This is a genomic window from Roseicella aerolata (genome assembly GCF_020523605.1).
Classification (GTDB): domain Bacteria; phylum Pseudomonadota; class Alphaproteobacteria; order Acetobacterales; family Acetobacteraceae; genus Paracraurococcus; species Paracraurococcus aerolatus.
The window spans coordinates 1-23,634 of the sequence record NZ_JAJAQI010000025.1 but is presented as its reverse complement, the minus strand read 5'-3'; the positions used below and the strand labels follow the sequence as shown (position 1 = coordinate 23,634).

At 72.0% G+C, this 23,634-nt stretch carries 25 protein-coding genes; 12 read left to right on the top strand and 13 right to left on the bottom strand.

Translation table 11 applies throughout. The features are described 5' to 3' along the window. Window positions 1-98: 98 nt before the first annotated feature. The 3 genes from LHA35_RS16440 (at window position 99) to LHA35_RS16430 (ending at window position 2,354) form a co-directional block, all read left to right on the top strand. Window positions 99-983, top strand: a complete 885-nt coding sequence (locus LHA35_RS16440) for a pyruvate, water dikinase regulatory protein (RefSeq protein WP_226609893.1) — start codon at window positions 99-101, stop codon at window positions 981-983. Then, window positions 983-1,615 (top strand): Maf family protein, encoded by a 633-nt coding sequence (locus tag LHA35_RS16435; protein ID WP_226609891.1) that lies wholly within the window; start codon window positions 983-985, stop codon window positions 1,613-1,615. The genes LHA35_RS16440 and LHA35_RS16435 overlap by 1 nt, the downstream gene beginning before the upstream one ends. A gap of 208 nt (window positions 1,616-1,823) precedes the next feature. Continuing rightward, the gene (locus LHA35_RS16430; RefSeq protein WP_226609888.1) at window positions 1,824-2,354 is read left to right on the top strand and encodes a hypothetical protein; all 531 of its coding nucleotides are present in this window, start codon (window positions 1,824-1,826) and stop codon (window positions 2,352-2,354) included. Between the two features lie 32 nt (window positions 2,355-2,386). On the opposite strand, the gene LHA35_RS16425 is transcribed toward LHA35_RS16430, so the two are convergent. The 8 genes from LHA35_RS16425 to LHA35_RS16390 all read right to left on the bottom strand — a co-directional run bounded on the left by LHA35_RS16425 (window position 2,387) and on the right by LHA35_RS16390 (window position 8,712). Further along, complete coding sequence (locus tag LHA35_RS16425; RefSeq protein ID WP_226609886.1) at window positions 2,387-2,752, bottom strand: helix-turn-helix domain-containing protein; 366 nt, start codon at window positions 2,750-2,752, stop codon at window positions 2,387-2,389. Beyond that, on the bottom strand, window positions 2,749-3,357 hold the full coding sequence (locus LHA35_RS16420) for a Smr/MutS family protein (protein WP_226609883.1): 609 nt from the start codon (window positions 3,355-3,357) through the stop codon (window positions 2,749-2,751). Before LHA35_RS16420 ends, LHA35_RS16425 begins: the two co-directional genes overlap by 4 nt. 6 nt (window positions 3,358-3,363) lie before the next feature. After that, window positions 3,364-4,128: a LutC/YkgG family protein gene (locus LHA35_RS16415; protein ID WP_226609881.1), complete on the bottom strand. Its 765-nt coding sequence runs from the start codon at window positions 4,126-4,128 to the stop codon at window positions 3,364-3,366. Beyond that, window positions 4,125-4,367, bottom strand: a complete 243-nt coding sequence (locus tag LHA35_RS16410; RefSeq protein WP_226609879.1) for a hypothetical protein — start codon at window positions 4,365-4,367, stop codon at window positions 4,125-4,127. Before LHA35_RS16410 ends, LHA35_RS16415 begins: the two co-directional genes overlap by 4 nt. Beyond that, window positions 4,364-5,797 carry a LutB/LldF family L-lactate oxidation iron-sulfur protein gene (locus LHA35_RS16405; RefSeq protein WP_226609877.1) on the bottom strand — a complete coding sequence of 478 codons (1,434 nt, stop codon included), beginning with the start codon at window positions 5,795-5,797 and terminating at the stop codon, window positions 4,364-4,366. Before LHA35_RS16405 ends, LHA35_RS16410 begins: the two co-directional genes overlap by 4 nt. Before the next feature lie 65 nt (window positions 5,798-5,862). Continuing rightward, entirely contained in the window at window positions 5,863-6,270 is a 408-nt protein-coding gene (locus tag LHA35_RS16400) for a low affinity iron permease family protein (protein ID WP_226609874.1), read from the bottom strand. 72 nt (window positions 6,271-6,342) lie between these two features. After that, window positions 6,343-7,221 carry a phytanoyl-CoA dioxygenase family protein gene (locus tag LHA35_RS16395; RefSeq protein ID WP_226609872.1) on the bottom strand — a complete coding sequence of 293 codons (879 nt, stop codon included), beginning with the start codon at window positions 7,219-7,221 and terminating at the stop codon, window positions 6,343-6,345. A 150-nt stretch (window positions 7,222-7,371) separates the two neighbouring features. Next, the gene (locus LHA35_RS16390; protein ID WP_226609870.1) at window positions 7,372-8,712 is read right to left on the bottom strand and encodes an ABC transporter substrate-binding protein; all 1,341 of its coding nucleotides are present in this window, start codon (window positions 8,710-8,712) and stop codon (window positions 7,372-7,374) included. Window positions 8,713-8,947: 235 nt separating this feature from the next. Between LHA35_RS16390 and LHA35_RS16385 the strand changes: the two genes are divergently transcribed. Further along, complete coding sequence (locus LHA35_RS16385) at window positions 8,948-10,201, top strand: alpha/beta fold hydrolase (protein WP_226609867.1); 1,254 nt, start codon at window positions 8,948-8,950, stop codon at window positions 10,199-10,201. 18 nt (window positions 10,202-10,219) lie between these two features. Here LHA35_RS16385 and LHA35_RS16380 read toward each other — a convergent pair whose 3' ends face one another. Beyond that, the gene (locus LHA35_RS16380) at window positions 10,220-11,404 is read right to left on the bottom strand and encodes a M20 aminoacylase family protein (protein WP_226609864.1); all 1,185 of its coding nucleotides are present in this window, start codon (window positions 11,402-11,404) and stop codon (window positions 10,220-10,222) included. A gap of 205 nt (window positions 11,405-11,609) precedes the next feature. Here LHA35_RS16380 and LHA35_RS16375 point away from each other — a divergent pair, with 205 nt between their 5' ends. Then, entirely contained in the window at window positions 11,610-12,992 is a 1,383-nt protein-coding gene (locus LHA35_RS16375; RefSeq protein ID WP_226609862.1) for an acyclic terpene utilization AtuA family protein, read from the top strand. Beyond that, window positions 12,989-13,333: an AtuA-related protein gene (locus tag LHA35_RS16370; protein ID WP_338050898.1), complete on the top strand. Its 345-nt coding sequence runs from the start codon at window positions 12,989-12,991 to the stop codon at window positions 13,331-13,333. Before LHA35_RS16375 ends, LHA35_RS16370 begins: the two co-directional genes overlap by 4 nt. Before the next feature lie 305 nt (window positions 13,334-13,638). Here LHA35_RS16370 and LHA35_RS16365 read toward each other — a convergent pair whose 3' ends face one another. From LHA35_RS16365 to LHA35_RS16350, 4 genes are all read right to left on the bottom strand, one after another. Continuing rightward, a complete protein-coding gene (locus LHA35_RS16365; protein ID WP_226609860.1) occupies window positions 13,639-14,169 on the bottom strand; it encodes a gamma carbonic anhydrase family protein in 531 nt (176 codons plus the stop codon). A 108-nt stretch (window positions 14,170-14,277) separates the two neighbouring features. Beyond that, window positions 14,278-14,499, bottom strand: a complete 222-nt coding sequence (locus LHA35_RS16360) for a DUF2934 domain-containing protein (RefSeq protein WP_226609858.1) — start codon at window positions 14,497-14,499, stop codon at window positions 14,278-14,280. Between the two features lie 56 nt (window positions 14,500-14,555). Continuing rightward, window positions 14,556-15,278 (bottom strand): LrgB family protein, encoded by a 723-nt coding sequence (locus LHA35_RS16355; RefSeq protein ID WP_226609855.1) that lies wholly within the window; start codon window positions 15,276-15,278, stop codon window positions 14,556-14,558. Beyond that, the gene (locus tag LHA35_RS16350) at window positions 15,278-15,622 is read right to left on the bottom strand and encodes a CidA/LrgA family protein (protein WP_226609853.1); all 345 of its coding nucleotides are present in this window, start codon (window positions 15,620-15,622) and stop codon (window positions 15,278-15,280) included. The genes LHA35_RS16355 and LHA35_RS16350 overlap by 1 nt, the downstream gene beginning before the upstream one ends. Window positions 15,623-15,873: 251 nt before the next feature. Between LHA35_RS16350 and LHA35_RS16345 the strand changes: the two genes are divergently transcribed. The 6 genes from LHA35_RS16345 (at window position 15,874) to dut (ending at window position 23,518) form a co-directional block, all read left to right on the top strand. After that, complete coding sequence (locus LHA35_RS16345) at window positions 15,874-16,752, top strand: TauD/TfdA dioxygenase family protein (RefSeq protein WP_226609850.1); 879 nt, start codon at window positions 15,874-15,876, stop codon at window positions 16,750-16,752. Window positions 16,753-16,783: 31 nt separating this feature from the next. Next, window positions 16,784-17,971: a bifunctional phosphopantothenoylcysteine decarboxylase/phosphopantothenate--cysteine ligase CoaBC gene (coaBC, locus tag LHA35_RS16340; RefSeq protein WP_226609847.1), complete on the top strand. Its 1,188-nt coding sequence runs from the start codon at window positions 16,784-16,786 to the stop codon at window positions 17,969-17,971. A gap of 192 nt (window positions 17,972-18,163) precedes the next feature. After that, a complete protein-coding gene (gene solA, locus LHA35_RS16335) occupies window positions 18,164-19,306 on the top strand; it encodes an N-methyl-L-tryptophan oxidase (protein WP_226609845.1) in 1,143 nt (380 codons plus the stop codon). Between the two features lie 306 nt (window positions 19,307-19,612). Beyond that, window positions 19,613-20,959 carry a cytochrome P450 gene (locus tag LHA35_RS16330; RefSeq protein WP_226609843.1) on the top strand — a complete coding sequence of 449 codons (1,347 nt, stop codon included), beginning with the start codon at window positions 19,613-19,615 and terminating at the stop codon, window positions 20,957-20,959. A gap of 69 nt (window positions 20,960-21,028) precedes the next feature. Beyond that, a complete protein-coding gene (locus LHA35_RS16325) occupies window positions 21,029-22,843 on the top strand; it encodes an SLC13 family permease (RefSeq protein WP_226609841.1) in 1,815 nt (604 codons plus the stop codon). A 201-nt stretch (window positions 22,844-23,044) separates the two neighbouring features. Further along, window positions 23,045-23,518: a dUTP diphosphatase gene (dut, locus tag LHA35_RS16320; RefSeq protein WP_226609838.1), complete on the top strand. Its 474-nt coding sequence runs from the start codon at window positions 23,045-23,047 to the stop codon at window positions 23,516-23,518. Window positions 23,519-23,634 lie beyond the last annotated feature (116 nt).

Here is a 23,634-nt window from a genome sequence, read left to right as displayed (position 1 = left end):
GTCGGTCCGGACAGGACTCGTTAACCCAGTCCCCCGGTCCCATCTGGCGGTCCAGAGTTGTCCCCATTATCCCCCGCCGTTCACGGGATTCTCCCGCCATGCCCCACCGCGCCATCAACCTCCACCTGGTCTCCGACAGCACGGGGGAGACGCTGAATTCCATCGCCCGCGCCACCCTCGCCCGGTTCGAGGACCATCACGTCATCCACCACCGCTGGAGCCTCGTCCGCTCCCGCCTCCAGCTCGACCGGGTGCTGGAAGGGGTGCAGCACGAGCCGGGGCCGGTGCTCTTCACCCTGGTGGACCGCAGCCTGCGGCATGCGCTGGAGGAGGTGTGCGAGCGGCTGGGCGTGCCCTGCCTCTCGGTCCTCGACCAGACCATGGACCTGCTGCAGAGCCAGATCGGCGCCCAGGCGAAGGAGAAGCGGGCGGCCCAGCATGTGATGGATGCCGATTATTTCCGGCGGATCGACGCCATGCACTATGTGCTGGCGCATGACGACGGGCAGGGGACGGCCGGCATCGCGGAGGCGGATGTCTGCCTCGTCGGCGTCTCCCGCTCCTCCAAGACCCCGACCTGCTTCTACCTGGCCAATCGCGGCATCAAGGCGGCGAACGTGCCGATCGTCCCCGGTGCCCCGCTGCCGCGGGAGATCGAGAACCCCCCCTGCCCCGTGGTCGGGCTCACCATCGAGGCGCCGGCGCTGATCGAGATCCGCCGCCACCGGCTGCGGCTGATCGGCGCCGACGGCGTCCGGCAGAGCACCACCGACTATATCGACCCCGAGAGCGTGAAGGCCGAGATCCTGGCCGCGCGCCGCCTGTGCACGGCGCGCGGCTGGCCGGTGATCGACGTGACGCGCCGCAGCATCGAGGAGACGGCGGCGACGGTGCTGCAATTGATGGATGCCTGGCACGCCCGCCGCGGCCAGACGGCGCCGCAGCCCGCGGCCGCGGTGCCGGCCGCCGGGGGCGGCGCGTGATGCCGGCGCTGCAGCGGCCCGAGCCGCGGCTGATCCTCGCCACCGCCTCCGCCGCCCGGCGGGCGGTGCTGGCCGGCGCCGGGCTTGCCTTCACGGCGGAGGCGGCGGCGGTGGACGAGGCCGCGCTCAAGGAAAGCGCCCAGGCCGAGGGGCTGAGCGCGGACGACGCCGCCATGCTGCTGGCCGAGGCCAAGGCGCAGCGCATCGCCCGCCGCCACCCGGAGGCGCTGGTGATCGGCGCCGACCAGATGCTGGTCTGCCCGCAGGAGGACGGCGGCCTCCGCTGGTTCGACAAGCCGGCCGACCTGGACGGGGCGCGGGCGCATCTGCGGGCGCTGCGCGGCCGGACCCATACCCTGGTCTCCGCCCTGGTCTGCTGGCGGCATGGCGGCAGGGTCTGGCAGCACATCGCGCGGCCGCGCCTGACCATGCGCGATTTCGGCGACGAGTTCCTGGACGCCTATCTGGCGGCGGAGGGGGAGGCGGTGCTGTCCTCGGTCGGGGCCTACCGGCTGGAGGGGCCCGGGGTGCAACTGTTCTCCCGGGTGGAGGGGGAGCACAGCGCCATCCTCGGCCTGCCGCTGCTCCCGCTGCTGGACTTCCTGCGCGGGCACGGGGTGCTGCTGCGGTAGGGCAGATCGCGGGGGGACGTGGACGACCGCCGCGTGACTCTGCTCGAGAACCAAGGGCCAGAGTGGATTGCTGTTCCATACTGCAGGCACTCCGCAGCCGGGCGCCGGACCGGTTTCCTTCGAAACTCTGATTGACTGATTTGTGATTGTACACGATCCTGCGATCACGGCGGGCGCCCGGCCCCGCGACACCCGCAGGATGCCCCCCATGTCCCTTCCGCCCCGGCCGGCCGGCGACCATCTCCGCAGCGATGCCGGCCAGCTCCAGTCCGCGCCGGCCGCGCTGCGCGGGCATCTGGCGCTGCTGGAGGAGAACCAGGGCGAGACGCCCTGGTGCGGCCCCGCCGCCCTGGCCCTGGCCACGGGACGCAGCTATGCGGAGGCCAGCGCGATGCTGCGGGCCATCGCCCCGCCCTGGTACCCCGCCGAGGGGCCGATCGTCACGGCCTATTGGCGGGACCTGCTGGGCGGGCTGGAGATGGCCGGCATCCCCTACGCCCCGCTTGCCCTGCCGGAGCGCCGCCGCAGCCTGATCCGCTTCGTCCGGGACGGGCTGGAGCAGGGCTGGTACCTGCTGCGCATCACCGACCATTTCCTGCTGCTGCGCAGCCACGGCTTCGGCCTGGGCACGCTGCACGACAACCGCCACACAGGCGTGCTGGTCTCCCGCAAGGCCCATGGCGGGCGGCATGTGACCCATGCGGCGAAGCTGCTGGGCGGGCCGCTGGCCGGGGCCTAGAGCGGATCGCTGCGGGGCGCACCGGCGGGCCACTACCCCTTCGGCGGCACCGCCTCCAGCACCGCATGCAGCGCCGCGATCGTCTCCGGCGGCAGGCGCCGGATGTCCCGCGCCAGGCGGTTGGCCAGCGCCGTCGCCTCGGCCGAGAGGCCGGAGGTGTCCACCACCACGCGCGGGTGGGAGATGCGGGCAAGCCGCGCCATCTCCTCCGCATCGTCCCAGATCAGGCCGAAATACTCGTTCACCTGATGGATCAGCCCGGGCGAGGGCCGGCCGCGATGCCCGTGCTCCAGCGCCGAGAGATAGGCGGCCGAGACATGCAGCGCGCGCGCCAGCTCGGTCAGCGTCACCCCCCGCGCTTCCCGCAGCGTGCGCAGACGGGCGCCGAAGGGGGTCACCCCCGCGGGCCCTTGGGCCGGCGCAGCAGCAGGATCACGGCGCCGGGATTGCCCGCGGCATGGTGCGCGGCGCCGAGCAGCAGGTGGCGCAGCTCCGGCGCGTTCAGCCAGTGCGGCAGCTCCCGCCGCAGCACGCCGGGCTCATGCCCGACCGAGCCCTTGCCGGTGACGATGGCGACGCAGCGCAGGCCATCCGCCTGCGCCTCATGCAGGAAGCGGCGGACGGCGGCATGGGCGTCCTGGGCGCGGCGGCCATGCAGGTCCAGCGTCCGCTCCGGCCGGGTGTCGCCGCGGCGCAGCGCCTTCCAGCGCTTGCCGTCGAGGCCGGGCGGCGCATGGCCGATCTGCAGCTCCACCCCGCGATGCTGCACCGGGGGCGCGGGCCGGGGCGCGGCCGCGGCCGGCGCAGGGGTGGGTGCCGCGGCGGCGGGTGCCGCGGCCGGTGCCGGCAGGGGCGCCAGCGCCTTGCCCGGCAGCGGCGCCACCTGGGCGCGCGTGGTGTAGAGCGTCCAGAGGGCGCGCTCCGCCTCGGTCAGCCCGCGCCGCGCGCGGGCGCGGGGGGCGGCCGGGAGCCAGGCCCCAACTGCTTCGGAGGCACGCCCCATGGGTCGTCAGTCGCCGGGCGGGGCGAGGCCGCCCGGTTCGGCGGTGCGCGGCGGCGCGACGGCATCGCCGGGCGGCAGGGCCGCGGGGTCGTCATCCACCAGGATGATGTGCAGCCGCCGGGGCCCATGCGCGCCGAGTTCCAGCGTCTGCTCGATATCGGCGGAGCGCGAGGGGCCGGTGACGAACATGATGTTGCGCGGCATGAATCCGCCGGAGACCGCATCCTGGCTCTCGGCCCGCAGCCGGTCCCAGGCTTCCTCATAGGCGCCCACGATCGCGCTGGCGCGCAGCACCACCACTTCGGTTTCCACCAGCAGGTTCAGCGTGGTGGGGCGGTGGGGGGAGGAGGGGAGCATGAGCGTCCCCGTCTCCGCGATGCCGGCCCAGCCATGCTGCACGCTGACCTGGTCTGTGGCCTGGGCGCGGCGCCGCTCGAAGTCCAGCAGCGGCCGCTCGGCCCAGGGAATCGCCTCGAATTCCGGATGCGGGGCGAGGGCGAAGCGCGGCGGCAGGTTCTGCGTCGCCAGATAGTCGGCCAGCGCCGCGGGCACGGCGGCGAGGTCCGGCACCCGCTCCACCGTGCCGAACTCCTTCTCCACATTGCGGATGAAGAGCGCGACCTGATCGGGGCGCGGGAGGCGGGAGCGGGCCGGGATGAGGTGGCGCGGATGGGTGGCGAGGCGCCCTTCCAGCATCGCCTGCTGGTCCGCCGGCAGTGGCCCGCGCTTCAGCCCGCGACGGATGGCGCCGAGGATGGCCTCCTTGGTCATCGGGCGGGCTCCACGAGGTCGAGCCGGCGCCCGATGCGGTCGAGGCGGGTCTCCACGCGGTCCAGCCGCGCGGAGAGGATGGCGGAATGGCTGGCCTGGGTCGCCGCGAGATTGGCCGTCTGCTGCTTGACCGAGGTCATGCGGGTCTTCAGCTCCTGCACGTCCAGGGCCATCCGGTCCATCCTCTCATCCAGGCGCCGCAGGTGGATCAGCGTCAGGTTTTCCGGCGCCTCGCTCACCGCCGCGCCTCCCGCTGCGCCTTGGCATAACGCGCCATGAAGGTGCCGCCCGGCTCCGGCGCCGGCAGGTCGCGGCCGCCCGTCCAGCCGCCGGCCAGGGGCAGGGACCGGAAGGCCCCCTTGCCGCGACCGAGCAGGCCGAGCGCGCCGATCGCCGCCCGCGTCGCCCAGCGATAGGCCGCCGGCCGCCGCGCGAACCAGGCCCAGAGGCCGAGATTGGTCCGCTGGGTCGCGGGTGTCAGGTGGCGCTCGAATTCCCGCTCCCGCCAATGCCGCATCAGCTTGGGCAGCGGGATCTTCACCGGGCAGACACTCTCGCACTTGCCGCAGAAGGTGGAGGCGTTGGGCAGCATCGCCGTCTTGTCGATGCCGACCAGGCTGGGCGTCAGCACCGAGCCCATCGGCCCCGGATAGACCCAGCCATAGGCATGGCCGCCCACCGCGCCATAGACCGGGCAGTGGTTCATGCAGGCGGCGCAGCGGATGCAGCGCAGCATCTCCTGGAACTCGGTGCCGATCATGTTGGACCGGCCATTGTCCACGAGGATGACGTGGTATTCCTCCGGCCCGTCCAGGTCGCCGGGGCGGCGGGCGCCGGTGGAGAAGGTGGTGTAGACGGAGAAATCCTGGCCCGTGGCGCTGCGCGCCAGCAGGCGCAGCATGTTGCAGGCATCCTCGAGCGTCGGGACGACCTTCTCGATGGAAGCGAGGGCGATATGGACCCGCGGCAGGGTCTGGGTCAGGTCGCCATTGCCCTCATTCGTGACGATGACGCTGCTGCCCGTCTCGGCGATCAGGAAATTGGCGCCGGTGATGCCGACATCGGCCGCCAGGAACTTCTCCCGCAGCTTGCCCCGGGCCTCGGCCAGGATGTCGCGCCGCTCGGCGAAGACGCGGTCGGCCGGCAGGTCGGTGTGCAGGCGGCGGAAATCCGCCTCCCAGTCCTCGCGGTTCAGGTGGAAGGCCGGGGCGATGATGTGGGAGGGGTGTTCCTGCCGGAGCTGCAGGATGTACTCGCCGAGGTCGGTCTCGACCGGGCGGATGCCATGGGCTTCCAGATGGGCGTTGATCCCGAGCTCCTCGGAGATCATCGACTTGCCCTTGGTGACGGTGCGGGCGCCGGCCTTGCGGCAGATCTCCAGCACCGCGGCCCGGGCGTCGTCGGCGGTGGAGCACCAGTGCACCTGCCCGCCGGCTGCCTTCACCTTGGCCTCATAGGCCTCCAGGTAGAAGTCCAGATTGGCGAGGGTGTGGTTCTTGATGTCCCGCCCCGTGTTCCGGAGCTGCTCGAATTCCGGCAGGTTCGCCACGGCGGCGGCGCGGCGCTGGAGAAAGGCGCCCTTGGCGGTGCCCAGCGCCTTCTGCAGGCCGGGATCGGCCAGTGCGCGCGCGGCGTTCTCCTTGAAGGCGGGCGAGGTGATGGCGACCACGGGGCAAGCTCCTGTCTTCCCCGTATGTAGCGTCTCGGGCGCGCCTGGTCAGGGGGCGCCGGCGGTCAATGGCCCGTCTCCGTGCCATGATGGGCGTGCGGCGCCTTCCGGTGATGCGGCTCGGCCAGGTGGTGCAGCTCCGCCCTTGCCCGGGCCAGCTCCTCCTCGCTCTTCTCCTCCAGCGCGATCAGCCGGTTATGGGCGCCATGCGTCGCCCGGATCAGCTCGTCCAGCTTCAGCTGGATGGCCTGGGTGTCGCGGTTCTGGGCGTGCTGGATCAGGAAGACCATCAGGAAGGTGACCACCGTGGTCCCGGTGTTGATCACCAGCTGCCAGGTGTCCGAGAAGCCGAAGAGCGGGCCGGAGACCGCCCAGGCCAGCACGACCGCGAGCGCGAGCGAGAAGGCCCAGGGGCGGCCCGCCTGGCAGGAGGCCCAATGGGCGAGCCGGGCGAAGAGCGTGGAGAGGCGCATGGCCCAGCATAGCCGCCCGGCCCGTTGCGATGCGTGATGGGCGGGTGACATTGTTGCCACCCGCCGCCGCCATCACTCCGCCGCCGCGGCGAAGAAGCGGTTCTTCAGCCCCTTCTGGTTCTCGTAGATCGAGCCCTGCTTCGAGGCCGGCGGCAGCGGCAGCCGCACCGGTACGGGCGCGAGGCGCGGCGAAAGGGTCGGCTGCCCCGCGACCATGAGCCGGTCATAGGCCTCGATCCCTTCGGGGAAGCCGAGCAGCGGCCAGGCATCCGCGGCGCGGAACTGGAACAGCAGCAACCGCCGGTCCCGGTCGGAGGTATTGGGCGCCGAGCCGTGCACCGCCCGGACATGGTGGATGGTGATGGAGCCCGCCTTGCCGGTCAGCGGCACGGCCCTGGCGTAGTCCACTTCCTTCTTTCCCGGGTCCATGGCGCCGCAGAAGCAGCCGTCCTCCCCATGGTGGTCGTACACCACCGGGTCCTTGTGGCTGCCCGGGATGATCAGCAGCGGGCCGTTCTCCAGCGCCATGTCGTCCATCATCACGCCCACGGCCGCGAGGTCGTCATTGGTGTGGGGGTAGAAGGCCCAGTCCTGGTGCCATTCCACCGCGGCGCCGAAGCCGGCCGATTTCAGGTTCAGCTTCGCCGTGTCGAAGCGGATGTCGGGACCCCAGAGGGCCTGCAGCACCCCGACGATCCCCGGGTGGCGCACCAGCCGGCCATAGGCCTCATGATGCAGATGCGGCGCCTTGATGCGGCGGACGCGCGGCTGTTCCGGGGTATGGCTGTCCTCCAGGTCGTAGATCGCATCGTGCCGGGTGACCTGCCGCGCGCGCTCGACGAAGCCGTCGGTCACGGCGCGGAGCTCGGCGACCTCCGCCGGGCTCAGCACATCCGGCACCACGATGGCGCCGACGCGATCGTATTGCTGCTTCTGGGCCTCTGTCAGCATGGGCCTTTCCTCCTCGGGTCTTCTTGCCGGCAGCCTGGGCCGTCCTGCCGCCGCGGTCGATGGGGCGTCTTTCGCGGCCGCGCCGCTGCAGTTCTTTATTCTCCGGGCAGACTCCCGTGTCCGGCTGTTCACGGCCCCTCGCGGTCTGCCCTAGCTCCGGTACCAACGCTGGGCCGCGCGCTGCGCTTCCCGCATGCTGTCCGCCGGGCGCTGCTGGCCGGTGACGACCCGGGCGAACATGTCGACCACGACCCAATTCTCCGCCACCGCCCCGGCCGCCGCGGTGATGGGGCCGCGGAAGCCCTCGTAGAACGGGGTGTCCATCGCGTCGCGGTAGACCCGCAGCTTGGGGTCGGAGGACCAGACGGCGCTCTGCCCGTAGGCCTTCAGCGGCTGGGACCAGTAGCCGAGGCAGCCGGTGAGCCAGGGATCGTACTGCTCCGCCTCCATCATGAAGCGGATGTACTCCTTCGCCGCGTTCGGCACGCGGGTGTAGCGCGGCACCATGGCGTTCAGCGTGAGCGCCGTCTCCGGCGCCTTGCTGGCGGCGCCGTGCGGCATCTCGGCATGGTCGGTATCGGCGGCGATGGCGTTCTGGGCCGCATCACCCGCGGTCTTGAGCGAGTAGTAGATGGAGACGCCGTTCTGGGTGAGCCCGATCTCGCCGGCGACGAAGGCGCGGTTGTTGGAGGCGCCGTTCCAGGCCATGGTCCCCGGGATCATCGTCTCCTGCATCGCCCGCGCGTAGTCCAGGGCGCGGGCGACCGCCGGCGTGTCCAGCGTGACCTTCCCTTCCTCATCGGTCAGCGCCGCGCCATGCGACCAGAGCAGCCAATTGGCATAGCCCGGCGCGTCGCCCGGCGCATGGGAGAGGGCGAAGCCGCAGGGATGCCCGATGCGCTTCAGCCCCTGGCAGAGCCTCAGGAATTCGCCGAGATCGTTGGGGATTCCGTCGAACCCCGCCTCCCTCACCCAGGACCTGCGATAGACCACCGGCCCCGTGGTGCCGCCCATCGGCAGGCCGAGCCAGGTCTCCGTCCGGAATTTCTTCCCGTAGACCTGCGCCAGATCGTACCAGCCGCCGTATTTCGCGCCGAGATACCCGGCGAGGTCGGTCATCTCCGTGACCTTGTCGGCATAGAGATGCGGGTCTGGCCCGAAGCCGATGATCACATCCGCCCCCTGGCCGGTATTGAAGGCGACCGCGACCTGCACCGGCATGTCCGGCCAGTTCACGTAGTCCACCCGCACCTCGATCCCGGTGGCCTGGGTGAAGCGGCGGGTGTTCTCGTTGAAGATCGCCTCATCCGGGTCGATGTACTTGGCCGGACGCAGCACCCGCAGGCGCGCGCCGCGTTCCAGCGTATGGCGGGGCGGCGGGACATCGGCCGCGGTGATGGCGCGGGCCGGCAAAGCGCCGGCGGCGAAGACCCCGGCGCCAAGCGCCATGGCCTGGCGCCGGCCCGGCCGGCGCGTCCTGGACTCCGTCATGCTGTCCTCCCCCGCGGCAGACCCGCCCGGAAACGCTATCGGAGGAGCGCGCGCGACCGTGAACAACTTGCCGGGACGTGACCGGGGCCGGGCGGGGCGCTACAGCGGATTGCGTTCAAAACCGAACGCCAATCCGCTGCAGGCCATTGTCCGTAGAGCAGATTCACGCTGCGGGGCGTTCACGCCCCTCCGCGATCTGCTCTAGCCTCGCCGCAAAGAAACTGGAGGGATGTCCATGGACCAGGCGATGGCCGCATGGCCGGCGCGCGTGGCGGGCGAGGCGGCGCTGGCGCGGCGCGGCCGCACGCTGGATGCCGATCTGCTGATCGAGATCGGCGACAGGGCCTGGCTGGCGGCGATCCGCCGCGGAGAGGTGCAGGAGGTCCGGCGCGGCCCCTTCGTGCTGCCCTCCTTCACCCTGGCGCTGCGCATCACGGCGGAAGGCATGGCGCGCTTCCTCTCGCCGGAGCCCGTGCCGGGCTGGAACGACCTGCTGGCGCTCCGCCGCCAGGGCGCCCTGCGGATCGAGGGCGACACCGCTGTCTTCTTCGCCCATCTCGCCTGGTTCAAGGGGGCGCTGGCGCTGCTGCGGCAGGGCCCGGCGCCGGCGAAGGAGGCCGCCGCGCCGGTCGCCTGGGGCGAGCCCGCCTTCGAGCCGATCACCGGCCGCTACCTGCGCATGGACATCGCGGGCCGCCCGCACCGCATCTATGTGGAGGAAGCGGGAGAGGGCGTGCCGCTGCTGCTGCTGCACACCGCTGGCAGCGACGGGCGGCAGTGGCGCGACCTGCTGAACGATGCCGGGATCACCGGGCATTTCCGCTGCATTGCCTTCGACATGCCCTGGCACGGCAAGTCCTCCCCGCCCGCGGGCTGGGAGAGGGAGGAATACCGGCTGACCACGGCCGGCTATACCGGCCTGGTCATGGCGGTGGCCCGCGCGCTCAGGCTCGAGCGGCCGATCGTCATGGGCTGCTCCATCGGCGGGCGGATCGTGCTGGACCTGGCGGCGGAACACCCGGACGAACTGCGCGGCGTCATCGGCCTGCAGGGCAGCGCCTTCACCGGCAGCTATTACGACCTCTCCGTCCTGCACCACCCGCGCATCCATGGCGGGGAGGTCTGCGGCGCCATGGTCTCCGGCCTCATCGGCCCCGCGGCGCCGGAAGCGGGCAGGTGGGAGACGCTGTGGCACTACATGCAGGGCGGCCCGGGCGTCTTCCGCGGCGACCTGCATTTCTACGCCGAGGAAGGCGACCTCCGCGGCAAGCTCGCGCGCATCGACACGGCGCGTTGCCCCGTGGCGCTGCTGACCGGCGAGTTCGACTATTCCTGCCGGCCGGAGGACACGCGCGCGACGGCGGCGGCGATCCCGGGGGCGCGGGCGGTGATCATGCCCGGCCTCGGCCATTTCCCGATGAGCGAGAATTTCGCCGCGCTGAAGCCGCACCTGCTGCCGGTGCTGGAGGAGATGGCGGCGCGCCGATAGCGGCGCGCCCCTGCAGCCTCAGCCGCGCGTCAGCTCCTGCTCCACCAGGGTCGCGAAGAAGCTCGCCCCCACCGGCAGCATGTCGTCGTTGAAGTCATAGGCGGGGTGGTGCACCGGCACGCCGCCCTTCTCCGGCCCCTGACTTCCTCCCCTTTGGCCCATCATGACGAAGGCGCCGGGGCGCTTCAGCAGCATGAAGGAGAAATCCTCCCCGCCCATGATCGGCGGGGCGTCGCGGATCACGCGGCTCTCGCCCAGCACCCTGGCGGCGGCCAGGGCGGCGCGCGCCGTCTCGGCCTCATGGTTCACGGTCGGCGGGTAGAGGCGGTTGTAGACCACCTCCGCCACCGCCTCATGCGCCGCCGCCGTGCTCTCGGCGACCTGGGCGATCAGCCGCTCCATCATGTCCCGCGTCTCGGGCAGCAGGGTGCGGACCGTGCCGGAGAGCTTCGCCGCGTCCGGGATGACGTTGTCGGCGCTGCCGGCATGGAACTGGGTGATGCTGAGCACGGCGGAATCCAGCGGGTCGGTCCGCCGCGCCACCAGCGCCTGCAGCGCCACCAGCACATGCGCGCCCACCAGCACCGGATCCACCGCGACATGCGGCCGCGCCGCATGGCCGCCGATGCCGCGGATGGTGATGTAGACGCGGTCGGAGGCGGCGAGGATCACGCCCGGCACCACCTTCGCCTCGCCGAGCGGCAGGGTCGGGTCGTTGTGGATGCCGTAGACGGCATCGCAGGGGAAGCGCTCGAAGAGGCCTTCCTGCACCATGACATTGCCGCCGCCGCCGCCCTCCTCGGCCGGCTGGAAGATGAAGTGCACGGTGCCGTCGAAATTCCGCGTCTCCGCCAGGTATTTCGCCGCGCCCAGAAGCGTGGCCGTATGGCCGTCATGGCCGCAGGCATGCATCTTGCCGGGAATGGTGGAGGCATGCGGCAGGCCGGTCTGCTCCTGCATCGGCAGGCAGTCCATGTCGGCGCGCAGGCCGATGCTGCGGGAACTGGTCCCGTTCTTCAGCACGCCGACCAGGCCGGTGGTGGCGAGGCCGCGATGCACCTCGATGCCCCAGGATTGCAGCTTCGCCGCGACGATGTCGCTGGTGCGGTGCTCCTCGAAGCCGAGTTCCGGATGGGCGTGGAAGTCCTGGCGCCACTCGGTCATCTCGGACGCGAAATCGGCGATGCGGTTGATGATGGGCATGGGGTCTCCGACGGGCGGCCGATGACCAGCGCGGAGGTCTGAATCGGCCCGCCCAAGATGTGGTCCGGAAGCAAGCGCAGCGGCCGGTGCTTGTCGAGGGGGCCGCCGCGGACATGTTTCCCGTGAAACGAGGGGTGGGCGTCGGCCGGTTGCGGGGAAGCCGCGCCGGGCGGATGATGCCCGGCAAGACCGCACGGAAACGTCCATGAGCACCCCCTTCCTGGTCGGCAACGGCGCCGGCTTTTCCGGCGACCGCGTGGATGCGCCCATCCCCGTGGTGCGCAGCCTGGTCGCCCGCGGCCTGCCCGCCGCCCTGTTCTTCGAGACGCTGGGCGAGCGCACCGTGGCCCTGGCGCAGCTCGAGCGCCGGCGCGACCCGGAACTCGGCTACGAGCCGATGCTGGAGCGGCTGCTGGAGCCGATCCTGAAGGACTGCGTCACCCACCGCATTCCCATCCTCGGCAATTTCGGCGCGGCCAACCCCCCGGCGGCGGCGCGGTTGATCGCGCGGCTCGCGGTCCGGCTCGGCCTGCCGGACTGCCGCATCGCGGTGGTCACCGGCGATGACGTGACCTCCTCCATCGCGCTGGACCAGTTGCCGGTGCATGAGGCGGATGACAGCATCGAAACGAAATCGGCGCGCCTGGTCTCAGCCAATGCCTATATTGGCGCCGCCCCGCTGGTGGAGGCGCTGCGGCAGGGCGCGGATGTGGTGGTCGCCGGCCGCACCTCCGATCCGGCGCTGGCCATCGCGCCGCTGGTCCACCATTTCGGCTGGTCCTTCGAGGACTGGGAGAAGCTGGCGATCGGCGCCGCCTGCGGCCACCTGCTGGAATGCGGCAGCCAGGTGACGGGCGGGGTCTTCTGGGACCCCGGCTGCAAGGACATCCCCGACCCCTGGAACATCGGCTTCCCCATCGCGGAGGTGACGGCGGAGGGCGGCCTCGTCATCACCAAGCCCGAGGATACCGGCGGCATCGTGGACCTGCGCACGGTGAAGGAACAGCTTCTGTATGAGCTGCACGACCCCGCGCGCTACATTACGCCGGACGTGGTGCTGGACATCATGGGATGCACCGTCGAACAGCTGGGCAAGGACCGCGTCGCGGTGCGCGGCCTGCGCGGCCATCCGGCGCCGGACACGCTGAAGGTCACCGCCTGCTTCGAGGGCACCTGGCTGGGCGAGGGCGAGGTCTCGGTCGCCGGTCCCAACGCCCTGGCGCGGGCGAAGGCCACCGCCGATGTGCTGCTGCGGCGCCTCGGGATGCGTGGCCTGCCGGTGCGGGCACGGGTGGACCTGATCGGCGTCGCCTCGGTGCATGACAGCGACGACGGCGCGCTCTGGCGCGGCTACCAGGGGCCGGAGCCACCGGAGGTGCGCATCCGGCTCGCGGCCGAGGGGAGCGACCGCGACGCGGTGGACCAGGCGGCGCGGGAGGTGCTGGCGCTGCTCTGCTGCGGCACGGCGGGCACGGGCGGCGCCCGCTGGCGCCTGACCCCGCGCATCCTGACGCGGAGCTACCTGGTGCTGCGGGAGAGGGTGCCAACCAGCGTGAAGGTCCGGACCGCGCAGGAGATGGCGGCATGAGCGAGATGATCGAGGTGCCGCTGCACGCGGTGGCGCACAGCCGGGCGGGGGACAAGGGCAACCGCTGCAACATGTCCCTCATGCCCTATGATCCCGCGCTCTACCCGATCCTGGCGGAGCAGGTGACGGAGGAACGCGTGCTGGCGCTGTTCCGCCACCGCGGCGCGACCAGGGTCACGCGCTACGACCTTCCCCTGCTGCAGGCCTTCAACTTCGTCGTGGACGATGTGCTGGAAGGCGGGGTGAACGGCAGCCTCAACCTGGATGGCCATGGCAAGACGCAGTCCTTCCGCCTGCTGTCGCTGACCGTCCGCGTGCCGAAGGCGCAGGCGCCGGGCTGAACCGCGCCCCCTTTCGCACGGGGTCACGCCTGCGGGCCTTCACGCCCCCTGGCGAACCGGTCTGCCCCGGCGCGCAGACGCCAGGATGTCTGCCGGGGCCTGTTGAAGAATGGTCCGCCATGGGCGCCCTGATCCGTCTCCGTGGCAGCGGGCGTAAGCCGCCCGCCAGGCACCGGACGTCTTCAGCAGGTCCTGCCGGCCGGGTTCATGCCAGAGGCCGTCGATGGTGGCCCATCAACCTCCCCCGCGCCGGGCGGTTTGCTCCGCACAGCCCGGCTGCGCCGCACCGGCGGCATGAACGGCCCTCAGGCGATCACGCGCATCCCGGCCCTGAAGCGCTGCCAGTTCGCCACGTAATGCGCCGCCGAGGCACGGAGCTGCTCCGCGATGGAGGGATCGAGGGTGCGCACCACCTTGGCCGGGCTGCCGACGATCAGCGAGTAGTCCGGGAACTCCTTCCCTTCCGTCACCAGCGCATTGGCGCCGACGATGGAGAAGCGGCCGATCTTCGCGCGGTTCAGCACCGTCGCGCCCATGCCGATGAGCGAGCAGTCCCCCACCGTGCAGCCATGCAGGATGGCATGGTGGCCGACCGTCACATCCTCCCCGACCGTCAGGGGAACGCCGGCATCGGAATGCAGCATCGCGCCTTCCTGGATGTTGGTGCGGGCGCCGATCACCATCGGGTCGTTGTCGCCGCGGATGACCGCGCCGAACCAGACGCCGACATCCTCGCCGAGGGTGACGCGGCCGACCACATGGGCATCGGGCGCCACCCAGTAGCGGCCGGCCTCCGGCAGGGTCGGCACCAGGTCGTTCAGGGCATAGACGGGCATGGGCGGTTCCTCCTCCCGCCCGTCATAGAACAGGTCGCCGGAGGGCCGAAGCGCCGGCAGGCCTGAATCTGCCCTGGCAACGAAAGGCCGCCCGGAGGCACGGCGCGGTCAGCCCCGGGCGCGCCCCTCCCCGGTGATCGGGACATGGGAGGGCGGGTCGCTCGCCGGGAAGCTCTCCTCGCTCTCCTCGTCCACATAATCCTCCTGCTGCGCCTCCAGCATGCAGGCGAGCGTCCAGTGCTCCTCCGCCCGTCCCTCCGGGCAGCCTTCCGCCTGCCAGAGCAGATAGGCCCGCTCGCGGATGCGCCGCTCCATTTCCGTGTCCGACATCCAGGCCTCCCTTTGCGTGCTGGGGCAGCATGAGGTCGTGCGCCATGGGCGGCGCATCAACCACCCGCCAGCAGCCGCCAGAGCAGGGGCAGCAGCAGCGCCGTCGCCAGCGCGTTCAGCCCCATGGCAAGGCCGCTGAAGGCCCCGGCGGTGGCATTGACGGAAAGGGCGCGCGCCGTGCCGATGCCATGCGCGGCGGTGCCGATGGCGAGCCCGCGCGCCCGCCAGTCCCGGACGCGCGCAAGGTCCAGCACCGCCGGCCCCAGCGCCGCGCCCACCACGCCCGAGCAGATGACCACGGCCGCGGTGAGGGAGGGCAGGCCGCCGATCCGTTCCGCGATGCCCATGGCGACCGGCGTGGTGACGGAACGCGGGGCGAGGGAGGCGGTGACCTCCGGCGCCGCCCCCAGCGCCAGCGCCATGGCGACACCCGCCGCCGCGGCGAAGACGCCGCCGAGCAGGACCGAGAGCAGCGCCGCCAGCGCCGAGCGCCGCACCGCCTGCCATTGCCGGTGCAGCGGCACCGCCAGCGCCACGGTCGCCGGGCCGAGCAGGAAGTGGACGAATTGCGCGCCCTCGAAATAGGCGCGGTACTCGACGCCCGAGAGCAGCAGCCCCCCGGCCAGCAGCGCCACGGCGAACAGCACGGGATTGGCCAGCGGATGCCGCCCGAGCGCCCGCTGCAGCCGGAGCGCCCCGAGCCAGGCAAGCAGCGTCGCCGTCAGCGCCGCCAGCGGCTCCCGCGCCAGATAGACCCAGACCTCGGCCAGGTCCCGCATCAGCCGAGCCTGCGGAGCAGTGCCTGCGCCAGCCGCCCCGTCGCGGCGATGGCCAGCAGCGTGCCGGCCAGCACCGCCAGCGAGATCGGCGCCCAGTCCCGCGCCAGCAGCGGCAAGTAGAGCACCACGCCGACGCCGGCCGGCACGAAGAGCAGGCCGAGATGGCCGAGCAGCGCGTCGGCGGTCGCGCCGAGCCCGGCCGGCGCCTCCCGCCCCCGCAGCACCAGCGTGGCGAAGAGCAGGACCATGCCGAGCACCGGGCCGGGGACGGGCAGGTGCAGGCTGCGCACCAGGATCTCGCCGGTGAGCTGGCAGAGAAGAAGGGTGGTCAGCGCGCCGATCATGCGGGCTCCTCCGGGCAGGGCGGGCACCATGCCGGATGCGGCGCGCGGCGGGTATGCCGGGGTTGGTCCCGATCCTGTCAGCGGAGCGGGCGGGGCGAGCCGCCGGCCGGATGGCCCCGCCGGAGCCGCGCCGGCCGGGGCCGATCCGCCGCCGGCCCCTGGGCGGAGGGCGGCGCTTTGCCGAGGGGCGTTCCCGCCCGTCCGCGATCTGCTCTAGCCTTCCCGGCAGACGGCCAGGAAGGAACAACGCCATGTCCTCGCTCAGCGCCCTCAGCGGCCCGCGCATCAAGGCCCCATCCGGGTCTGGCCAGCCCTATGAGACCATCGGCATCGACCGGCTGACCCCGGTGATCGGGGCCGAGATCAGCGGGGTGGACCTGGCCGCTCCCGGCAACCACCAGATGGCGGAGATCCACCGCGCGCTGGCCGAGCACCTGGTCATCTTCTTCCGCGACCAGCGCATGACCCAGGAGCAGCATCTGGCGTTCGGCCGGACATTCGGGGAGCTGCACCTGCACCCGGCGGCGCCGCACGAGCCGGGTCATCCCGAGCTGATGATCATCAAGGCGGACGAGAATTCGCTGCGCGCCAATGGCGAGGGCTGGCATTCCGACGTCTCCTGCGACGAGGAGCCGCCCATGGGCAGCATCCTCTATATCCGGGAATGCCCGCCCGCCGGGGGCGACACGCTGTTCGCCAACATGTATGCCGCCTATGACGCGCTGTCGGACCGGATGAAGGCCTATCTGGAAGGGCTCACCGCCGAGCACAGCGGCGAGCATGTCTATCGCGGGATGTATGCGAAGGAGGGCGTCGCGGACCGGCCGAGCTATCCGCGGGCCGAGCATCCGGTGGTGCGCACCCATCCGGTGACGGGCCGGAAGGCCCTTTATGTGAACCGCGGCTTCACCACCCGCATCCTCGGCATCCCCCGCGACGAGAGCGACGGGATCCTCGGCTACCTCTACCAGCACATGGAGAACCCGCTGTTTCAGTGCCGCTTCCGCTGGCAGCCGAACTCCGTCGCCTTCTGGGACAACCGGTGCACCCAGCACCGGGCGATGTGGGACTACTGGCCGCACCGGCGCTACGGCAACCGGGTGACGGTGAAGGGCGAGAGGCCGGTTTGAGCCGCGGCGGCGGTCCTGTAGTTTCGCCCCCATGCTGACGGACCGCCGCATCCTGCTGATCCTCTCGGGCAGCGTCGCCGCCTACAAGGCGCTCGACCTCACCCGCCTCCTGCGCAAGGCCGGCGCCGCCGTCACCGGCGTGCTGACCGCGGGCGGCGCCCGCTTCGTGACGCGGGAGGCGCTGGCGGGCATCACCGGCGCCCGCGTGCATGACGACCTCTGGGCCGCCGAGGCGGAGATCGGCCATATCCGCCTGGCGCGCTGGCCGGACCTGGTGGTGGTGGCGCCCGCCTCGGCCGACCTGCTGGCGAAGATGGCGCATGGGCTGGCGGATGACCTCGCCTCCACCATCCTGCTGGCGACGCGCGCCCCGGTGCTGGTGGCGCCGGCCATGAACCCGGCGATGTGGGAGCATCCGGCGACGCGGGCCAACCTGGCGCTGCTGCAGGCACGCGGCGTGCAGGTGGTGGGCCCCGGCGTGGGCGCGATGGCGGAGCCGGAGAGCGGACCGGGGCGCCTCTCCGAGCCGCCCGAGATCCTGGCGGCCATCGAGGCGATCCTCTCCCCCGCCGGCCGGCCGCTGGCGGGGCGGCATGCCCTCGTCACCTCCGGCCCGACGCATGAGCCGATCGACCCGGTCCGCTACATCGCCAACCGCAGCAGCGGCAAGCAGGGCCATGCCATCGCCGCGGCGCTTGCCGCGCTCGGCGCGCGGGTCACCCTCGTCTCCGGCCCGGTGGTGGTGCCGGACCCGCCGGGCGTGACGGTGCTGCGCGTGGAATCCGCGCGCGAGATGCTGGCCGCCTGCGAGGCGGCGCTGCCCGCCGACATCGCCGTCATGGCCGCCGCCGTCGCCGACTGGCGGGTGGCCCAGGCTTCGACGCAGAAGCTGAAGAAGGCGCCCGGCGCGGCGGCGCCGATCCTCGAGATGGCGCTGAACCCCGACATCCTGGCGACCCTCTCCCGCCATCAGCGCCGCCCCGGCCTCGTCATCGGCTTCGCGGCGGAGACGGAGAAGGTGGTGGAGCACGCGAGGGAGAAGCGGCTGCGCAAGGGCTGCGACTGGATCGTGGCGAACGATGTCTCGGGCGGCGTCATGGGCGGGGAGAGCAACACCGTCCACCTCGTCACCGCCGGGGGGGTGGAGGACTGGCCGGAACTGCCCAAGGCGGCGGTGGCGGAGCGCCTAGCGCAGAGGATCGCGCAGGCGCTGGGCTGACGCCGCAGGCTCCACGCGCCCGGCGCCCGCCGCCCCGGTGCCGGACAGCCGGCGGGAAGGCGCCGCACGCGGCTGCGCCCCCCGGCGAACGATGCGGCACCCTGGCCCCGGGCCATGGTCGCCCCCGCCGCCCGGCCGCTCCCCAACGCTCCATGCTGTGCCAGAATGCGCCGGCGCGGATCGGAGCAAGCCATGGCATACGACGTGATCGTGGTCGGCATCGGCGGCATGGGCAGCGCCGCCGCCTGGCAGCTCGCCCGGCGCGGGCAGCGCGTGCTGGGGCTGGAGCGCTTCGACATCCCGCATGCCATGGGCTCCTCCCACGGCGTCACCCGTATCATCCGCCTGCCCTATTACGAGGACCCGGCCTATGTGCCCCTGCTGCACCGCGCCTATGCGCTGTGGCGGGAGCTGGAGGCGGCGACCGGCGAGCGGGTGCTGATCACCCATGGCTCGCTGGATGGCGGGCTCGAGGATGGAGAGGTCTTCGCGGGCGCGCTCGCCTCCGCCCGGCTGCATGCCTTGCCGCATGAGGTGCTGACGGGCGCGCAGGTGAACGAACGCCATCCCGGCTACAGCCTGCCCGCCGGCATGCGCACGGTGTTCCAGCCCCAGGGCGGCTATGTGATGAGCGAGCGCGCCATCGTCGCGCATGTCCGCGCCGCCCAGGCGGCGGGCGCCGAGATCCATGCGCGCGAGCGGGTGCTGGGCTGCGAGGCGCGCGGGGGCGGGGAGGGCGTGGTGGTCACCACCGATCGCAGCCGCTACGAGGCCGGGCGGCTGGTGCTGACCGCGGGCGCCTGGATGGCCGACCTCGCGCCGCTGCTGCAAGGGATCGCGGTGCCGGAGCGGCAGGTGCTGGCCTGGCTGCAGCCGCAGGCGCCCGAATTGTTCACGCCGGAACGCTTCCCGGTCTTCAACCTGGAGGCTGCGGAGGGCCGCTACTACGGCTTCCCGGTGGTGGAGGTCCCCGGCTTCAAATTCGGCCGCTACCACCACCGCGGCGAGACCATGCCGGCCGAGGCGATGCGGCGCGAGGTGGAGGCGGAGGACGAGGCGCTGCTGCGCGGCTTCGCGGAGCGGTATTTCCCCCACGGCACCGGCCCGACCATGGCGCTGCGCGCCTGCATCTTCACCAACACGCCGGATGAGCACTTCATCCTGGACCACCACCCGGCCTACCGCCAGGTGGTGCTCGCGTCCCCCTGTTCCGGCCATGGCTACAAATTCTGCAGCGTGGTGGGGGAGGTGCTGGCGGACCTTGCCACGGGGGACGGGGCCACGCGGCACGGGATCGGCTTCCTGCGGCTGGGGCGGCTGCGCAGCGCGGCGTAGCGGGGGCGGCTAGAGCAGATCGCGGACGGGCGGGAACGCCCGGGAGCGTGAATCTGCTCAAAAACAAGGAGCTGCAGCGGGTTGCGTTCAGATATGAACGCAACCCGCTGCAGGTGCGGCCCGAAGCGGCCATTGCCGTCCGACGCGGCGGTCGGAAGATGCCGCTTCCTCCGGTGGTCCGGACCTCGTATTCGGGTTGGCGAACCGGCCGTGCGCGCGGCGGGCAACGGCGCCCTGTCATAGCCGCCGAGCAGAACCAGCTTCAGGCATGGGCTGTTGAGCGCCCCACACCCCGAGGAGCGCAGCATGAGCGCCGGAACCTACAGCATGGGCGACCGGATCCCGGTCGCGAGCATCGCTGACACAACCGCGGCACTCGCCGAGGTCGTGCTGCCCACCTTTGCCAAGGGCGTGATCATCCGGCGCCCCAAGGTCATGCGCCTGGCCGAGCGCATGGACCTGGACCGCCGCGCCGTGCGCCGCATGCAGAAGCTGCGTGAGACCTATGGCGACGGCCCCCTGATGCTGCGCCTCCCGCTGCGCAACCAGGCCCTGATCCTCTCGCCCGGGGACGTCCAGCGCGTGCTGGAGGGGACGCCGCATCCCTTCTCGCCGGCCAGCGCGGAGAAGACCGCCGCGCTCGCGCACCTCGAACCGAAGGCCTCCCTGATCTCCGAAGGGCCGGAGCGGACGGAGCGCCGGCGCTTCAACGAGGAGGTGCTGGACAGCCGGCGCGACGTGCACCGCATGGCTGGCCACTTCATGGAGGTGGTCGGGCAGGAGGCCGCCGGGATGCTGGAGGCGGCGCGGGCGCAGAAGGAGCTCTCCTGGGACGAGTTCTTCACCGGCTGGTACCGCATCGTGCGCCGCGTGGTGCTGGGCGACGCTGCGCGCGACGACTACGAGCTGACGGACATGCTCGCGAAGCTGCGCGCGGCCGGCAACTGGGCATTCCTTCACCCAGGCCACAAGGGCAGGCTGGAGCGCTTCCACCGACGGGTGGATGAGCACCTGCGGCGGGCGGAGCCCGGCACGCTGGCCGCCGTGATCGCCGCCACACCGCACACGCCGGAGACGGCGCCCTCGCACCAGGTCGCGCACTGGTTCTTCGCCTTCGACCCGGGCGGCATGTCCACCTTCCGTGGCCTCGCCCTGTTGCTCGCCCATCCCGAGCAGGAGGCGCGCGCGCGGCGCGAGATTGCGGAAGCCGGACCCGGCGGGCGAGCGAACCTGCCCTTCCTCCGCGCCGCCATCCTGGAGGCGCTCCGACTCTGGCCCACCACGCCGGTCATTCTGCGCGAGACGCGGGAGGAGACGCTGTGGCGCGGCGGCGCCATGCCGAAGGACACGAGCGTGCTCATCTTCGCGCCCTTCTTCCATCGCGATGACGCAAACCTGCCCCATGCAGACACCTTCCATCCGGACCTCTGGCTGGACGGGCCGCGCCAGGGTGGCTGGCCACTCGTGCCGTTCAGCGGCGGCCCCGGCATCTGCCCGGCGCGCAACCTGGTGCCGATGCTCGGCAGTGCAACCATCGCTGCCCTGCTGGCGTCCGGCCGCCTTGCGCTGAAGGACCCGTCGCGGCTCGATGCGTCGCGGCCGATGCCCGCGCTGCTGGACAACTATACCCTGGCCTTCGTGCCGCACTCCTGAGCGCGGCCGCGGAACGGCTGCCGCGCGGCCGGGTTCATGCCCTGGCTGCGGAGATGGAGAAGCCCCTGCATGAGCCGGGACCAGGCCCTCATCACGGGGATCCTGCTAGCGACCCTCGTGATGTTCGCCTGGGGCAGGTGGCGCCATGACATGGTCGCCATGGGCGCGCTGCTGGCCGCGGTGGCCGCCGGGCTGGTGCCCGGGGCAGAAGCCTTCGCCGGCTTCGGCCATGCCGCGGTGGTGACGGTGGCCTGCGTGCTGGTGCTGAGCAGCGGCCTGCAATCCTCGGGCGCGGTGGACGCGCTGGCGCGGGTCGCGCTGCCGCGCGCGGGGCGGCCGCTGGTCAGCGTCGCGGCGCTGACCGCGCTCGGCGCCGCGCTCTCGGCCTTCATGAACAATGTTGGCGCGCTGGCCCTGCTGATGCCGGTCGCGATCCAGCTCGCCGCGCGCGAGGGATTGCCGCCGGGGCGCGTGCTGATGCCGCTCGCCTTCGGCTCCATCCTCGGCGGCATGACGACGCTGATTGGCACGCCGCCGAACCTTGTCGTCTCCGGCTTCCGGGCGCGGGAGGACGGGGCGGGCTTCGCCATGTTCGACTTCGCGCCGGTCGGCGTCGCCGTGGCGCTGGCGGGCGTACTGTTCGTCGCCGTGGCGGCACGCTGGCTGGTGCCGGTGCGCGAGCGGCGCGGCGCCGATGCCTTCGATACCGGCGCCTACCTGACAGAGGTGCGCGCTACCGACGACAGTGCCGCCGTCGGCATGACGCTGCGCGAGATCGAGCAGGCGCTCGAGGCCGACGACGTGCAGGTGATCGGCCTGGTGCGCCACGACGTGCGCGTGGGCGTGCCGCCGCCCCAGCACCGGGTGCAGTCGGGCGACATCCTGGTAATCGAGGCGGGGCCGGAGGGCCTCGCGGCGACGCTCGCGCGACTGGGCCTGACGCTGGAGGAAGACGTGCCCGTCCTTGGCGATGCCGCGCCGCGGGCGGCGGAGGCGAGGGAGGGGGGCGACGCAGCGCCGGCCGATGACGACCTGGTGCTGGCCGAGTATGCGGTGCTGCCGGGCGCGGCGGTCGTCGGCCGCTCGGCCACCGACATCAGGCTGCGCGACCGGTATGCGGTCAACCTGCTCGCCATCTCTCGCCAGGGACGGCAGACGATCGCGCGGCTGCGGAAAGCGAAGGTGCGGCCGGGTGACGTGCTCCTGCTGCAGGGCTCACCGGAGGCGATGGCCGAGTTCGCCTCGCAGTTCGGCTGCGTGCCGCTGGCCGACCGGACGCTGCGGCTGCCGGCGGCGCGCCAGGCCTGGACGGCAGCCGGCGTCATGGTGGGCACGATCGCCCTGTCCGCCTCCGGGCTGGCCGGCTCGGCGGTCGCCTTCGCGGGCGGCGTGCTGGCCGCGATGGCGCTGCGGGTGGTCTCGCCGCGGACGGTGTACACGGCCGTGGACTGGACGGTTGTGGTGCTGCTCGGCGCGCTGATCCCGGTGGCCGGCGCGATGGAGACCACCGGGACGGCGGAGCTGCTGGCGCGGCTCATCCTCGAGCAGATGGCGGGCGGCGACGCCGTGGTCGCGCTGGTGGTGATCCTGGTCGCGACCATGACGCTCTCCGACGTCATCAACAATGCGGCGACGGCGGCGGTGATGTGCCCGATCGCGCTGCAGACGGCCGGGCACCTCTCCGTCAGCGCGGATGCCTTCCTGATGGCAGTGGCGATCGGCGCCTCCTGCGCCTTCCTGACGCCCATCGGCCACCAGAACAACACCCTCATCCTGGGGCCGGGCGGCTTCCGGTTCGGCGATTACTGGCGGCTGGGCCTGCCGCTGGAGGTGATCGTGATCGCCGTGGCGGTGCCGATGCTGCTCCTCATCTGGCCACTGTGAGGGGGCGTGGGATGGCCGTGTCAAAGCGGGCGCCGGCTACCCGACCTTGCATAAGATCCGATCACCGCCTCAACCGGCCATCACCGTACCCAACCCCTCTCTTACCACCAGGCACTTGACCCCGGCCCGGTTTCCGGGCGGAACCGACCGGGATGATGGCCGGCTCACGCCGGCCATGACCACAGGGCAGAAAGGCAGGCCATGGGCGGACCGGCTATCGAGTTGAAAATCCTGGACAGCCGCCTGCGGGACTGGGGCCTGCCGCGCTACCAGACCGCCATGGCCGCCGCCATCGACCTGCTGGCCTGCCTCGACGCAGCAGTGGAGATCGCGCCGGGCGCGCCGCCCGCCCTCATCTCCTCCGGCATCGCCCTGCATATCGGCGATCCGGGGATGGCCGCGCTGGTCCTGCCGCGCTCCGGGCTCGGCCACCGGCAGGGGCTGGTGCTGGGCAACCTCGTCGGGCTGATCGATGCCGACTACACCGGCCCCATCATGGTCAGCGCCTGGAACCGCAACGCCCCCGGCACCCCGCCCATCCGGATCGCGCCCGGGGACCGCTTCGCGCAGATGGTCTTCGTCCCCGTCCTCCGGCCGGAATTCCTGGTGGTGGAGGAATTCACCGCCCCCTCCGGGCGCGGCGCCGGCGGCTTCGGCTCCACCGGCCACCGCTAGACCTTTATTGCCCTGACTGTGCATAGCCGCAGTGTTGGAAGTAGGCGGCGCACTCGCTCGGACTGAAGCGGTCGAGGAGACTGCCGATGGTATCCCAGAGGGTGCCGACGGTCCTG